Origin of the sequence: Streptomyces sp. WI03-4A (assembly GCF_033792105.1) — a bacterium.
GTDB classification, from domain to species: Bacteria; Actinomycetota; Actinomycetes; order Streptomycetales; family Streptomycetaceae; genus Streptomyces; species Streptomyces collinus_A.
Window position 1 is genome coordinate 18613 of record NZ_JARAUO010000033.1, and the last position, 14127, is coordinate 32739.

Here is a 14127-nt window from a genome sequence, read left to right on the forward strand (position 1 = left end):
TCACACCTGTCACGGGGAGAGCCGCATGCCGGGTTCAGGAGCCTCGCACTGGCCGGGAACGGACCCCGATGAGAGCTTCGGAGGGTGTTGCAGCCGGGCCCGATACGACGGGGAGGTCCGGCGGATCCAACCCCGGAGGAATCCACGATGGAGATCAAGGTGCTCGGCCCGCTGATGGCCGAAACAGGTGGCACATCGATCGTCCCGAGCGCCGGCAAGCCCCGGCAGATCCTGGCCCTGCTGTCCGTGTACACGAACCAGGTCGTGCCCGTGCCGACGCTGATGGAGGAGATCTGGGGCGGCGACATGCCCCGCAGCGCGCTGACCACGCTGCAGACCTACATCCTCCAGCTGCGCCGGCTGATCGGTAAGGCGCTCGGCCCGGACAGCCCCTACGGCGCCCGGGACGTGCTGGCCACCCGGCACGGCGGCTACCTGCTCGAGGTGCAGCCCGGCGCGGTCGACGTGCACGAGTACGACCGGCTGGTGGCCACCGCCCGGTCCGAGGCCGACCGGGGCGACGACACCACGGCCGCCGCCCTGTACCGGGACGCGCTCGCCATGTGGCGCGGGCCGGCCCTGGTCGACGTACGGCTCGGCCCGCTCCTGGAGATCGAGCTGGTGCGGCTGGAGCAGAGCCGGCTGGAGGTGCTGGAGCAGCGCATCGACTGCGATCTGCGCCTCGGGCGCCACATGCAGCTGCTGGCGGAACTGACCTCGCTGACGGCCCGGCACCCGCTGCACGAGGGGCTGCACGCCCAGTGCATGGTGGCGCTGTACCGGTCGGGACGGCAGTGGCAGGCGCTGGACGTGTACCAGAACCTGCGCCGCGGCCTCGCCGACGAGCTGGGCCTGGACCCTTCCACGCGGCTGCGGCAGCTCCACCACGCGGTGCTCGCCGGGGACCCCTTCCTGGACGCGGCGACCTCCGCGGGGCGCCGCACGCTGGACCTGTTCGCCGCCTGACCGCGGCGCTCGCCGCGACGCCGTCGGTCCCCCCGCCCCCTTCCCGGCGGGCGGGCGGCCCGGCGCGTGCGCGACTCGACCGGTCCTCCAGGGTGTGGCCGCACGGTGCCCCCGAAACTCTCCTACCGAACCTGGGGGTTCACCTTGCGAGTCATCGACCTGTCGTCCGCCGTGGACGCGTCGGGGTGGGAGCCGGACCCGATCGTCCACGAGATCATGACGCCGGCCGAGGGGGCCCGGCACATGGCGGCGGAGATGAAGGAGCACTTCGGTCTCGACTTCGACCCCGCCGACCTGCCGGGCGGTGAACTGCTCTCGCTGGACACGCTCACCCTGACCAGCCACACCGGCACCCATGTGGACGCGCCCTCGCACTACGGCTCGGTCGGCTCCTACGGACGCCCGCGGAACATCGACGAGATGCCGCTCGACTGGTTCCTGCGCCCGGCCGTGGTCCTCGACGTCAGCGACGTCGGCACCGGTGTCATCGGCGTCGACCGGATCGAGAAGGCGATCGCCGACGCGGGATACGTGCCGCGCCCGCTGGACATCGTCCTGCTGCACACCGGTGCCTCCGTGCACGCCGGCACCTCGCGGTACTTCACCGACTTCGCCGGGCTCGACGGCCCGGCCACCGACCACCTCCTGGACCTCGGCGTGCGCGTCATCGGTACCGACGCCTGGAGCCTGGACGCCCCCTTCGGCCACATGATCCGCGCCTACCAGGAGACCGGCGACCGCTCGGTGCTGTGGCCGGCCCACTTCGCCGGGCGGCGCCGCGAGTACTGCCAGGTGGAGCGGCTCGCCCAGCTCGACACCCTGCCCGCGCACGGCTTCCGGGTGTCCTGCTTCCCCGTGAAGATCGCCGGTGCGGGAGCGGGCTGGACCCGGGCCGTGGCCCTGATCGGGGAATGAGGCTCCGGACGAGTTCGGAGATGGCGGCGCCCTGGCTGTTCTGCTTCCACCACGCGGGCGCCGGTGTCTCGTCCTTCGCCCGCTGGCAGCGGGACCTCGGCGACGCCGCCGAGGTGGTCCCGGTACTGCTGCCGGGACGCGGGCCGCGCTCCCGAGAGCCGAGGATAACGGACGCCGCCGAACTCATGACCGAGCTGCAGGAGTTGATCCTGCCGCTGCTGGACCGGCCGTATCTGCTCTACGGGCACAGCCTCGGCGGTCTCGTCGCCCACGCGCTGACGCTGGCCTTGGAGAAGGACGGCCTGCACCCGCCCGCGCGGCTCGTGGTCGGGGCCGTGCCCCCGCCGCATCTGCGCAATCTCCTGGTGCGCAGCGCCGACCTGGCGGACCGGCAACTGCTGGAGCTGCTGGTCGATCTGGACGCGATACCCGCGGAGGCCGCCGGCCGTGACGTCGCGCTGTGGCGGCGGCGGGTGGTGCCGGCCCTGCGGGACGACCTGCGGCTCGCCGAGTCGCTGTGCCGGGCGGGGGCGGCCACGCGGCTGCGCACCCCGCTGACCGCGCTGGCCGGACGGGACGACCCGATCTCGCCGCTGGCCGACATGGCCGAGTGGGCGGACTACACGGACGCCGGGTTCCGGCTCCAGACCCTGCCGGGCGGCCACTTCTTCGTACGGGAGCGGTCCGTGCCGCGGCTGCTGCGCGAGGTGGCCGAGGAGTTGCGGGGGCCGTTCCAAGACGAGTCGAGCGCGGATCAAGACGCCGCGTCGAGACTCATGGCGACAGCTGACCGATCAGAGAGGTGACGCAGCCGTGCTGCATTCTCCCGGGGCGATCCCCCGCGACCCGCGAACCGAGGAGGCCCGATGAGCCGACGCGTCGTCATTACCGGAATCGGTGTGGTAGCCCCCGGGGGCGTCGGCACCAAGGAGTACTGGTCCCTGCTGACCGAGGGCCGCACCGCGACCCGGGCGATCTCGCTCTTCGACGCCTCGGCCTTCCGGTCCCGCATCGCCGCCGAGGTCGACTTCGACCCGGTCGCGCAGGGGCTGACCGAGGAGCAGGGCGAACGGCTCGACCGAGCCGCCCAGTTCGCCCTGGTCGCCGCCCGCGAGGCGGTCTCGGACAGCGGCCTCGGCCCGGCGGGCACCGACCCGTTCCGCACCGGTGTCACCATCGGCAGCGCGGTCGGCGCCACCACCAGCCTCGACTACGAGTACGCGGCCGTCAGCGACGACGGGGAAGCCTGGCTGGTGGACCACGAGCGGGCCGTCCCGCACCTGTACGACAGCTTCGTGCCGAGTTCCTTCGCCGCCGAGGTGGCCTGGGAGTTCGGTGCGCAGGGGCCGACGGCCGTGGTGTCGACCGGCTGCACCTCCGGGCTCGACTCGGTCGGCCACGCCGTCGAGCTGATCCGCGAAGGCAGTGCCGATGTGATGATCGCCGGGGCCACCGAGGCGCCGATCTCGCCGATCTCCGTCGCCTGCTTCGACGCCATCAAGGCGACCTCCAACCGCAACGACGAGGCGGAGACCGCCTCCCGCCCCTTCGACAAGTCGCGCAACGGCTTCGTCCTGGGCGAGGGCAGCGCCGTCTTCGTCCTGGAGGAGTACGAGCGGGCCGTCGCCCGCGGCGCGCACATGTACGCCGAGATCGCGGGGTTCGCCTCGCGCTCCAACGCGTACCACATGACCGGTCTGCGGGCGGACGGCGCCGAGATGGCCGAGGCGATCACGGTCGCGCTCGACGAGGCCGGCCTGCCCGGGACCGCCGTCGACTACATCAACGCCCACGGCTCGGGCACGCTGCAGAACGACCGGCACGAGACCGCCGCGTTCAAGCGCAGCCTGGGCGAGCACGCCTACGCCACGCCCGTGTCGTCGATCAAGTCGATGATCGGGCACTCGCTCGGCGCCATCGGGTCCCTGGAGATCGCGGCGTCCGCGCTCGCCATCGAGCACGGCGTGGTGCCGCCCACCGCCAACCTGCACGAGGCCGACCCCAAGTGCGACCTCGACTACACGCCGGTCGTGGCGCGCGAGAAGACCATCGACACGGTGCTCAGCGTGGGCAGCGGGTTCGGCGGCTTCCAGAGCGCCATCGTGCTCACCAGGCCCGGGCATCCGGACCGCACGACAGAGAGTAGGGCCGCATGACCACCGCACTCGCCACGACGACCGCGGTCTTCACCGGCATCGGCGTCACCGCCCCCAACGGCCTGGGTACCGAGGCGTGGTGGCGGGCGACGCTGGCCGGCGAGAGCGGCATCCGTCCGGTCTCCCGCTTCGACGCGTCCGGCTACCCGGCGCGGCTGGCGGGCGAGGTGCCGGGCTTCGACCCCGCCGAGCACATCCCGAGCCGGCTCCTGCCGGCCACCGACCACATGACCCGCCTCGCCCTCACCGCGGCCAAGGAGGCCGTCGAGGACAGCGGCGCCTCCCCCGACGAACTGCCGCCGTACTCCGCCGGTGTGGTCACGGCCGCCTCCGCGGGCGGCTTCGAGTACGGGCAGCGCGAGCTGCAGGCGCTGTGGAGCAAGGGCGGCCAGTACGTCAGCGCCTACCAGTCGTACGCCTGGTTCTACGCCGTCAACACCGGCCAGATCTCCATCCGGCACGGGCTGCGCGGGCCGAGCGGTGTGCTGGTCACCGAGCAGGCGGGCGGGCTCGACGCCGTCGCCCAGGCGCGGCGCCAGCTGCGCAAGGGCAGCAAGCTCATCGTCAGCGGCGGCGTGGACGGCGCGATCTGCCCCTGGGGCTGGACCGCCCAGCTCACGGGCGGCCGGATGAGCACGGTGGCGGACCCCGGGCGGGCGTACCTGCCCTTCGACGCGGAGGCGTCCGGGTACGTCGTCGGCGAGGGCGGCGCGATCCTCGTGCTGGAGGACGCCGAGGCGGCCCGGGCCCGCGGGGCTCGGGTGTACGGACGGCTCGCCGGGTACGCGGCGACCTTCGACCCGGCGCCGGGCCGGGGTGGTGAGCCCGGGCTGCGGCGCGCCGCCGAACTCGCCCTGGGGGAGGCGTCGCTGGCGCCGTCCGCCGTGGACGTCGTGTTCGCCGACGCGGCCGGCGTGCCCGAGCTCGACCGGCAGGAGACCGACGCCCTCACCGCCCTGTTCGGCGCGCGCGGGGTGCCGGTGACCGCTCCCAAGACCATGACCGGCCGGCTGCTGGCGGGCGGCGCCTCGCTCGACCTGGCCGCCGCGCTGCTGTCCGTGCGGGACGCGGTGATCCCGCCGACCGTGAACGTCACGGCACCGGCCGACGGCGCCCTCGACCTGGTCACCGCGGTCCGCCGCGGCCCGGTGCGCACGGCGCTCGTGCTGGCGCGCGGCAGGGGCGGTTTCAACGCCGCCGCCGTCGTGACCGCCGACGACTGAATACCCACAACAGACAGGTGACTTCCATGGAACTGAAAGAACTGACCAACCTGCTGCGTGAGTGCGCCGGCGTCGACGAGGGCGTCGACCTGGACGGCGACGTCCTCGACACCCCCTTCGACGAGCTGGGCTACGACTCGCTGGCCGTCCTCCAGGTGACCGGTGTCATCGAGCGCGACTACCGGATCCAGCTGTCCGACGACACGGTGGCCGAGGCGACCACGCCGCGGCTGCTGCTGGAGTTCATCAACGAGCAGCTGGGGGCCGCACCGGCGGTCCGGGCCGCATAGGCCCCCGCCGGCAGCCGTTCCCGCGCGCAGGCCGCCCATCCCGTACGGGGTGCGGCGGCCTGCGGCGTTCCCGGGCCCTCCCCCGGCCCCTCGGGCACACGGCACGGAACGCGCAGCCCGACAGGGCACGGAGCGCACAGCGCACGGCGCACAGCAGTGCCCGCACGCCGGGGGAGTCGCGTGCGGGCACTGCCGGGGGAAGGGCCGGCGCCGGCCGGCCCTGGGGGGATGGTCAGACGAGGTCGTCGCGGGTGATCTGACGGTCCTGGATCTGCCAGGCGCCGTCGGCGCGGACGATGCGGTCCTCGCACAGGGTGCTGGCCTTGATCTCGGGACGGCCGCCGCGCGGGGTCTCGATGACCAGGGCGTAGCAGCGGGCGATGACCGTCTGCCCGGTGGCGGACTCGACCGAGACCATACCGAGCCAGTGCCGGCGCTGGACGCCGGCGGCCGCGTACGCGTCGGTGGCCTTGGCGGCGGCCTCGGTGATCGCGGCGCGGCCGACGGCCGGGACGGGCTGGGCGTTGGCCGCGAAGACGCCGTCCTCGGTGAAGGTCCGGGCCCACTCCTCGACCCGGCCGTCGTCGAGCAGGTGCATCTGCTGGGCGTAGAACTGCTGGATCTCCTGGTACAGCCCGGCCGTGGCGGACTGCGGCAGCTCGGTGACGGTCATACGGGTCCTCTCCTGCGGTGGTCGTGCCGTGGCTCTGCGGTGGTCCCGCTGCGGGCCTCCCGGCGCCGTTCACGCTCGCCGTCGGCGCTCGAACGGCGGTCGGGGAGTTCTGGAGCGGCGGCCGTCCACCGGTGCTCTACACCGGTTCGAGCGGGGCTCGGCACCTTGGGGCGCACCGACACCGAACGCCCAGGAGAGACCCCATGGCTCAGCAGCTCAAGGACCGCAAGGCCGCGCTCGTCACCGGCGCCACCAGCGGCATCGGCCTGGCGGCCGCCCGCACCCTGGCCGAGGCCGGGTACGCCGTCTTCATCTGCGCCCGCGGCGAGGAATCGGTGCGGCTGACCGTGAAGCAGCTGCGCGAGGAGGGGTACGAAGCCGACGGGACCGTCGCCGACGTGCGCGACCCGGAGTCGGTGAAGGCGCTGGTGGGCGCCGCCGTGAGCGCGTTCGGCCGGATCGACGTGCTGGTCAACAACGCCGGGCGCAGCGGCGGCGGCGTCACCGCCGACATCACCGACGAGTTGTGGAACGACGTCATCGCGACCAACCTCAACTCCGTCTTCCTCGCCACCCGCGAAGTCCTGACCCAGGGCGGCATGCGGGAGCGCGGCTGGGGCCGGATCATCAACATCGCCTCCACGGCGGGCAAGCAGGGCGTGGTCCTCGGCGCTCCCTACTCCGCCTCCAAGCACGGCGTGGTCGGCTTCACCAAGGCCCTCGGCAACGAGCTGGCGCCCACCGGCATCACCGTGAACGCCGTCTGCCCCGGCTACGTCGAGACGCCCATGGCGCAGCGCGTGCGCGAGGGATACGCGGCGGCCTACGACACCTCGGAGGAACAGATCCTCGCCAAGTTCCAGGCGAAGATCCCGCTCGGCCGCTACTCCACGCCCGAGGAGGTGGCCGGCCTGGTCGGCTACCTGGCCTCCGACACCGCCGCCTCGATCACCTCGCAGGCCCTCAACGTCTGCGGCGGCCTCGGCAACTTCTGAGCCGCGTGCCCCGCCCCTCCTCCCTTCGAGCCCCCCTTTCGAGCAAAGGAAGTCCATCCGTGTCCGTGACCACACCGCACCGCACCCTGCACAGCATCGCCGTGGCCGCGCCCGCCGAGGTCGTCTACGGGATCGTCGCCGACGTCACCAAGTGGCCCCAGTACTTCGCCCCCAACGTGCACGTCGAGCACCTGGAGAAGGACGAGGGCAGCGAGCGCATCCACATCTGGGCGCTCGCGAACGGCACGGTCAAGAACTGGGTGTCGCGCCGCACCCTGGACCCGGCCGCGCTGACCGTCACGTTCCGCCAGGAGGTGTCCGCCCCGCCGGTGGCCGCGATGGGCGGCACCTGGGTGGTCTCCCCCGTCGACGGCGGCTCCTCGCTGCTGGAGCTGCACCACGACTTCGCCGCCGTCGACGACGACCCGGCCGGCGCCGAGTGGATCACGGCGGCCGTGGACCGCAACAGCGCGGCCGAGCTGGGCGACATCAAGGAGCTCGCCGAGCGGTACCGCGAGCTGGACGAGCTGGTCTTCTCCTTCGAGGACACCGTGGAGATGGCCGCCGAGGGCAAGGACGTGTTCGACTTCCTCGACCGGGCCGACCTGTGGCCCGAGCGGCTGCCGCACGTGGCCCGCCTGGACCTGACCGAGGACGAGCCGGGTGTGCAGGTCATGGCGATGGACACCAGCGCCCGGGACGGCTCCACCCACACCACCGAGTCGGTGCGCGTCGTGTTCGGACCCGACCGGATCGTCTACAAGCAGACCACCGTGCCGGGCCTGATGACCGCCCACACCGGCAGCTGGACCATCGTTCCCGGGACGGACGGCGTCCGCGTCACCTCCCGGCACACGGTCACGCTGAAGCCGTCCGCGGTGGAGAAGATCCTCGGCGCCGGGAAGACGGTCGCCGACGCCCGCGAGTACGTCCACAAGGCGCTCAGCACCAACAGCACCAACACCCTGAGGCTGGCCAAGGCGCACGCGGAGGCGCTCCGTGGCTGAGCTGCCGTACGAACTGCCCGACCGGATCGACCAGTTGCTCGCGCGGGCCGCGGCCGCCGCCCCGGCGCACCCCGCGATCGTCGACGACGGCACGGAGCTGGACTACGCGACGCTCGACGCGCGCGTCGACTCCTTCGCCGCCGCGCTGCAGGACCTCACGGCGGCGGGCGAGGTGGTGGCGGTGGCGTCCGTCCTGCACCCGGACTTCGCGGTGGCCTACCACGCCGCCGCCCGCGCGGGACGGACCGTCGCGGTGGTCAACCCCCTGCTGCGCGAGGAGGACCTGCTGCACGTGCTGACGCTCGGCGGCGCCGCGGTCGCCGTCGTCGACCCGGCGCTGGAGGCCCGGCTGGCCGCCGTACGCGACCGGCTGCCCGCGCTGCGGGAGGTGCTCCGCATCGGGGCGCTGCCCGCGGGCGCCGGCGCGCCCGCCGACCCCGGCACCGGGCCCGGCGACACCGCCGTGCTGCAGTTCACCAGCGGGACGACCGGCCGCCCCAAGGCGGTGCGGCTGAGCCACCGCAACGTCGTCGTCAACGCGGCCCAGATCGCCGACGCCCACCGTCTCGACGGCGCCACGGTCGCCCTCAACCACCTGCCGACGTACCACCCGATGCACCTCAACTCGGCGGTCGCGGCGGGTGCCACCCAGGTGCTGTGCCGTGCGCCGGAGCCGGTCGCGGCGCTGCTGACGGCCGGCCGGTGCGGTGCGACGATCCTCTACAGCCTGCCGGTACGGCTGGCCCGGCTCGCGGCCGACCCCGACCTGGACAGCGTGTCGGTGCGCTCCCTGCGGCGGATCGCGTCCGGCGGGTCGGGACTGCCGGTCGCCGCGGCCCGCAGGCTCTCGAAGCGGTTCTCCGTCCCCGTCTTCCAGGGGTACGGACTGGCCGAGACCTCCCCGCTGACGCACAGCGACGACCCCGACCGGCCGGTGCACGGTTCGGTCGGGCGGCCCGTCGCCGGGACCGAGTGCCGGATCGTGGACATCGACACCCGGGCCGTGCTTCCCGCCGGCTCGGCGGGCGAGGTGCAGCTGCGCGGACCCCAGGTCATGCGGGGCTACCTCGGTGGCCCCGACGGCACGGGGCTGGAGCCGGACGGCTGGCTGAGCACCGGCGACGTGGGACGCGTCGACGAGGACGGCCGGCTGTTCCTGGTGGACCGGCTCAAGGACGTCTTCAAGTGCGACAACTTCCTGGTCGCGCCGTCCGACGTGGAGCGGGTCCTGCTGCGCGACCCGCGGGTCGCGGACGCCGTCGTGGTCGAGCTGCCGGACACCGCGCACGGGGCGGTCGCCGGGGCGCTGGTCGTCCTGCGCGAGCCGTCGGCGCTGGGGGACGTGGTCGCCGAGGTGAACGACGCACTGCCGTACTACCAGCACATCCGGGACGCGATGGCGCTCGACGCCATCCCGCGCTCCGGCAACGGAAAGATCCAGCGGCGGCTGCTGGCCGAGCAGCTGAGGAACCACCAGCCCGCCTGACCCCCCGGAGGGACCATGAACTTCACCGTCGTCAACACCTTCACGCTCAAGGACCCGGCACGCGCCGAGGAGTTCGAGGAGCGTTTCCTCAGCCATGTGGAGTGGATGCGCGGCCGCCCCGGGTTCGTCGCCCACCAGGCGGTCCGCTCCACCGAGCAGCCCGGGGTGTACGTCAACTTCGGCTGGTGGGAGAAGCCGGAGGACTTCCAGGCGGTGCTCGCGAGCGACACGTTCAAGGAGCACGCCGAGGAGTTCCACCGGATCGTGGACGTGGTCGCCGACCCGTCCGCGGGCGTGCTGCGCCTGGACGGCGCGAGCGCCGGCGACGGCGACCACCTCGTCGTCGAGTTCTTCACCGACGAGGACCCGGGCAAGTACCGCGGCTACGCGGAGGCCGACGGCTTCGTCGGCGCCGACGTCGCCAAGTCGCTGTTCGCCCGCCCCGGCGGCTTCACCGCCCTGACCCGCTGGCGCTCCGCCGAGCAGGCGGCCGCCGCCCGTGCCCCCTTCGTGGAGCGCGCGCTGCCCGCCTCGCCGATCGCGGGCAACCGCGCCGACCTCGCCGCCGGCGCGGTCTGAACAGGAGGACCCCATGGAGTACCGCCGACTCGGCACGGACGGGCCGGTGGTCAGCCGGATCGCGTTCGGGAACTCGCTGACCGCCGGCAACCAGCTCGCCGACGCGAACGCCCTGGCGTGCGTACGCGCCGCGCTGGACGCCGGCATCACGACCTTCGACACCGCGGACGCCTACGCGGACGGCCGGGCCGAGGAACTGCTCGGCCGGGCACTGCGTGGCGTGGACCGGGACTCCGTCGTCGTCTGCACCAAGGTGGGCAGGGGCGGCGGGCCCGGTCCCGGCGCGCTCTCCGCCGGGCGGATCGCCACGAGCCTGGACGCGTCGCTGCGGCGGCTGGGCACCGGGCACGTCGACCTGTACCAGGCGCATCTGTACGACGACTCGACCCCGCTGGAAGAGACCATGGGGGCCTTCGCCGACGCCGTGCGCGCCGGGAAGGTCCGCTGCGTCGGCGTGTCCGAGTGGGCCGCCGACGAGATCGGGCGCGCGGCCGTGCTCGCCCGCGAACTCGGGGTGCCGCTGGTCGCCAACCAGCCGCAGTACTCGCTGCTGTGGCGGGTGATCGAGGCCGAGGTGATGCCCGCGTGCACCGCGCTCGGCATCGGGCAGATGGTGTGGTCACCGCTGGCCGGAGGCGTGCTGACCGGCAAGTACCGGCCCGGGCAGCCGCCTCCGGCCGGTTCGCGTGCCGTGGCCGCGCGCGGCGGCGAGGTCTCCATCCGCCGGTTCGACTTCCTGGACGACGCGGTGCTGACCGCCGTCTCCCGGGCCGCGGAGCTGGCCGGCCAGGCCGGTCTCACGCTCCCCCGGCTCGCCCTCGCCTGGGCGCTGCGCGGCGAGGCGGTCGCCACCGCCGTCATCGGCGCGTCCGCGCCCGAGCAGATCACCCGCAACCTCGCGGCCCTGCGAACCCCGCTGGACCCGGAACTGCTGCACCGGATCGACGCGGCCCTCGCCCCGGTGGTGGTCCGCGATCCCGCGCTCACCCTGAGCCGGATGCTGCGCGCCGCGTCCCTTTCCCAGACCGCCCGCTGAAAGGTCCCCTCATGACCGTATTCGCCGGTACCGAACGGCAGGTCCACCACACCCGCGCCACCGTCGACATCAACGCCCCCGCCGACTCCGTCTACCGGGCGCTGACCGGTGTCGCCGACTGGCCGGTGCTCTACCCCTGGATCGCGCACACCGAGGTGCTCGGCCGCGAGGGCGCGGACGACGAGGTGAAGTTCTGGGCCGTGCGGCCCGACGGCTCCGGGCTGCGCGTGTGGACGTCGAAGCGCACCCTGGACCCGCGGGCGCTGCGCATGGTGTTCGAGCAGCGGGGCTCCGTCGGCCCGATCCGGCAGCTGGGCGGCACCTGGGACTTCGTGTCCCGGCCCGACGGGGGCTGCCGGGTGGAGTCCGGGCACTGGTTCACCACCGACGCCGACCCCGCCGGGACCGCCGGGGAGCTGGACCGGCACGGAGCCCTGCAGATGCGGACGCTGAAGTCGCAGACGGAGAGCGCCACCGCGCTCACCACGGACGTGATCCGCGCCGAGTCCGCGGCGCTGGTCGCCGGCGGCTCCCTCGCCGAGGTCCGCGGTCGGCTGCTGGCGGCGCTGCCCGCCGGGGACGGCGACGCCTGGTTCGGGGACACGGAGACGGGCCCCGCGGTACAGATCGCGCACGGCGACGACGTCCTCGTGCAGAAGCCGCTGTCGCCGCCCGAGCCCGCGCGGCTGTACCGGACGCGGTGGCGGCTGGCCGAGGAGGCGGGCGGCGTGCGGGTGACGGCGGATGTGCTGGCCGTCGCCACGGGCGAGCACGAGCGGGTGCGCCGGCTCGCCGAGGCCGGGGTGCGGGACGCGCTCACGCTCGCGGGTGCCCGATGAGCGAGGCGGCGGACGTCGAGGAGATCGAGTCGGACGTCTGCGTCGTCGGCGCCGGGCCTGCCGGCCTCACCCTGGCGCTGCTGCTGCTCCGGTCGGGGCTGCGGGTCAGCGTGGTGGAGCGTTCGCGGTCGCACCAGCGGGAGTTCCGCGGGGAGATCCTGCAGCCCGGCGCGATGAGGATCCTGGACCAGCTGGGCGTGCTGGAGAACGCGCGGGCGCGCGGCTGCCACGAGCACTCCCGGTTCCGGCTCCTGGAGCAGGACCGGGTGCTGCTCGACATCGACTACCGCTCGCTGCCCGCCCCGTACGACCATCTGCTGTCCATCCCCCAGTCCCATCTGCTGACCGAACTCCTGCTGCACTGCGCCCGGTTCAGCGGCTTCCGGTATGTCGACGGCTGCCGGGTCGGCGGGCTGCTGCGCGACGACGGGGGGCGGGTGACCGGGGTGACCGGTGACGGGCACGTCTTCCGCGCGAAGGTGGTGGTCGGCGCCGACGGCCGGTTCTCCAAGGTGCGGCGGCTCGCCGGGATCGAGGCGGGCCGGACCGAGGCGTTCGACCAGGACGTGCTCTGGTTCAAGCTGCGCGGCGCGCGGCGCGAGGCCGGGCACGACGTGCGGGTGTTCCGCGGCGCGGGCACCAGCCCGGTCCTGGTGTACGGGTCGTGGCCGGACAACGTGCAGGTCGGCTGGACGCTGCCGCACAAGGGGTACCAGGAGGTCGCCCGGGCCGGGCTCGGGCACATCAAGGCCGAACTGGCGCGGGCGGTGCCGGCGTACGCGGAGCTGATCGACGACCAGATCACCTCGCTGCGCGACCTGAGCCTGCTCGACGTCTTCTCCGGGCGTGCCGAGCGCTGGGCCGTGGACGGTCTGGTGCTGATCGGCGACGCCGCGCACACCCACAGCCCGATCGGCGCGCAGGGCATCAACCTGGCCGTGCAGGACGCCGTGGTGCTCCATCCGGTGCTGGTCGAGGCGGTGCGCCGGGAGGACACCGGTGCGGAGTCCCTGTCCCGGTTCGAGCGGCTGCGGGCCCCCGACATCGCGGCCACGATGCGGCTGCAGGGCGTCCAGAGCAAGGCGATGCTGTCGACGGGCACGTTCGCCACCCGGGTGCGGCCCCGCCTGGCCGCGGTGGTCCGGCACACCCCGCTGTACCGGAAGATCCTGCGCAGCGTCGCGTACGGCAACCCCTCCATCCGGGTCGCGGAGGAGCTGTTCGCGCTGTAGCCGGACACACGAAGAGGGGGCCGGGTCCCATGGACCCGGCCCCCTCTTCGTGCGCCTTACGCGGCCGGCACCCGCTCCCGGGCCGTGTCCACGGCGACGGCGTAGAGGCCGCCCTGCACCTCCGCGTGCGCGGCCATGCGCTGCGCGTCGGCGGCCATCTCGGGGCTGCGCAGGACCGGCGCGTAGGCCTGCGGCCCGGTCCACCAGCCGATGTTGACGTAGGAGCCGGTCTCGCGGTCGGAGTGGACCAGCTGGTGGGCGAGGAAGCCGTCGTTGGCCTTCACGAAGGAGACGTGGCCGAGGAAGGACTCCTCGAAGGCCTGCTGGTCGGCGCCCTCGCGCAGGGTGAACGTGGTCAGCGCGACGGCGGCGTCGGCCGCCGGGGCCTCGGCCTCGCCCACGCCGTCCGCGGCCTTCTCGCCGGCCAGCACGGGACCGTGCACGCTGGTGATCGAGGCCAGGTAGACGAACCGGCTGCTGACGGCGGTGAAGAACTGCCAGTCGCCGACGACCGTGCGGTGCGCCTCCGCGTCCCGCCACCAGGTGAGGATGACGAAGGAGTCGGGCGCGGAGATGCCCCGCAGCAGGGCGGTGCGCAGCAGGCCGTCACGCTGCGAGACGGCCTCCTTGTAGGTCTGGTACGCCTTCTCGAACTCGGCGCCCTTCTGCTTGTGCTTGTCCTTGAGCACGAAGTGGGCGACGGCGACGACAGGGGCGTTGGCGGTCATGT

The 14127-nt window shown here is 73.6% G+C and carries 15 protein-coding genes; 13 read left to right on the plus strand and 2 right to left on the minus strand.

What is annotated here, in order from left to right:
* Nucleotides 1-147 precede the first annotated feature (147 nt).
* The 6 genes from PV343_RS27950 to PV343_RS27975 all read left to right on the plus strand — a co-directional run bounded on the left by PV343_RS27950 (nucleotide 148) and on the right by PV343_RS27975 (nucleotide 5550).
* Entirely contained in the window at nucleotides 148-966 is an 819-nt protein-coding gene (locus tag PV343_RS27950) for an AfsR/SARP family transcriptional regulator (protein ID WP_319149759.1), read from the plus strand.
* Nucleotides 967-1110: 144 nt separating this feature from the next.
* Nucleotides 1111-1881 carry a cyclase family protein gene (locus PV343_RS27955; protein WP_319149826.1) on the plus strand — a complete coding sequence of 257 codons (771 nt, stop codon included), beginning with the start codon at nucleotides 1111-1113 and terminating at the stop codon, nucleotides 1879-1881.
* The gene (locus PV343_RS27960) at nucleotides 1878-2687 is read left to right on the plus strand and encodes a thioesterase II family protein (RefSeq protein ID WP_319149760.1); all 810 of its coding nucleotides are present in this window, start codon (nucleotides 1878-1880) and stop codon (nucleotides 2685-2687) included. Before PV343_RS27955 ends, PV343_RS27960 begins: the two co-directional genes overlap by 4 nt.
* Before the next feature lie 60 nt (nucleotides 2688-2747).
* Complete coding sequence (locus PV343_RS27965; protein ID WP_319149761.1) at nucleotides 2748-4037, plus strand: beta-ketoacyl-[acyl-carrier-protein] synthase family protein; 1290 nt, start codon at nucleotides 2748-2750, stop codon at nucleotides 4035-4037.
* Nucleotides 4034-5260, plus strand: coding sequence for a ketosynthase chain-length factor (locus PV343_RS27970; protein WP_319149762.1), 1227 nt, complete (start codon nucleotides 4034-4036; stop codon nucleotides 5258-5260). The genes PV343_RS27965 and PV343_RS27970 overlap by 4 nt, the downstream gene beginning before the upstream one ends.
* Before the next feature lie 26 nt (nucleotides 5261-5286).
* Entirely contained in the window at nucleotides 5287-5550 is a 264-nt protein-coding gene (locus PV343_RS27975; RefSeq protein ID WP_319149763.1) for an acyl carrier protein, read from the plus strand.
* A gap of 232 nt (nucleotides 5551-5782) precedes the next feature.
* Here the strand turns inward: PV343_RS27975 and PV343_RS27980 are convergent, their stop codons facing one another.
* Nucleotides 5783-6223 (minus strand): nuclear transport factor 2 family protein, encoded by a 441-nt coding sequence (locus tag PV343_RS27980; protein WP_319149764.1) that lies wholly within the window; start codon nucleotides 6221-6223, stop codon nucleotides 5783-5785.
* Between the two features lie 203 nt (nucleotides 6224-6426).
* Here PV343_RS27980 and fabG point away from each other — a divergent pair, with 203 nt between their 5' ends.
* The 7 genes from fabG to PV343_RS28015 are packed head-to-tail and all read left to right on the plus strand — an operon-like array spanning nucleotide 6427 to nucleotide 13397.
* Entirely contained in the window at nucleotides 6427-7218 is a 792-nt protein-coding gene (gene fabG / locus PV343_RS27985) for a 3-oxoacyl-ACP reductase FabG (RefSeq protein ID WP_319149765.1), read from the plus strand.
* Nucleotides 7219-7277: 59 nt separating this feature from the next.
* Complete coding sequence (locus PV343_RS27990) at nucleotides 7278-8225, plus strand: aromatase/cyclase (protein ID WP_319149766.1); 948 nt, start codon at nucleotides 7278-7280, stop codon at nucleotides 8223-8225.
* Nucleotides 8218-9711: a class I adenylate-forming enzyme family protein gene (locus PV343_RS27995; RefSeq protein ID WP_319149767.1), complete on the plus strand. Its 1494-nt coding sequence runs from the start codon at nucleotides 8218-8220 to the stop codon at nucleotides 9709-9711. Before PV343_RS27990 ends, PV343_RS27995 begins: the two co-directional genes overlap by 8 nt.
* A gap of 15 nt (nucleotides 9712-9726) precedes the next feature.
* The gene (locus PV343_RS28000; RefSeq protein WP_319149768.1) at nucleotides 9727-10290 is read left to right on the plus strand and encodes an antibiotic biosynthesis monooxygenase family protein; all 564 of its coding nucleotides are present in this window, start codon (nucleotides 9727-9729) and stop codon (nucleotides 10288-10290) included.
* 13 nt (nucleotides 10291-10303) lie between these two features.
* A complete protein-coding gene (locus PV343_RS28005) occupies nucleotides 10304-11326 on the plus strand; it encodes an aldo/keto reductase (RefSeq protein WP_319149769.1) in 1023 nt (340 codons plus the stop codon).
* A gap of 11 nt (nucleotides 11327-11337) precedes the next feature.
* Complete coding sequence (locus PV343_RS28010) at nucleotides 11338-12165, plus strand: SRPBCC family protein (protein WP_319149770.1); 828 nt, start codon at nucleotides 11338-11340, stop codon at nucleotides 12163-12165.
* Nucleotides 12162-13397: an FAD-dependent monooxygenase gene (locus PV343_RS28015; protein ID WP_319149771.1), complete on the plus strand. Its 1236-nt coding sequence runs from the start codon at nucleotides 12162-12164 to the stop codon at nucleotides 13395-13397. Before PV343_RS28010 ends, PV343_RS28015 begins: the two co-directional genes overlap by 4 nt.
* A 56-nt stretch (nucleotides 13398-13453) precedes the next feature.
* Here the strand turns inward: PV343_RS28015 and PV343_RS28020 are convergent, their stop codons facing one another.
* Complete coding sequence (locus PV343_RS28020; RefSeq protein WP_319149772.1) at nucleotides 13454-14125, minus strand: antibiotic biosynthesis monooxygenase; 672 nt, start codon at nucleotides 14123-14125, stop codon at nucleotides 13454-13456.
* Nucleotides 14126-14127: the final 2 nt, after the last annotated feature.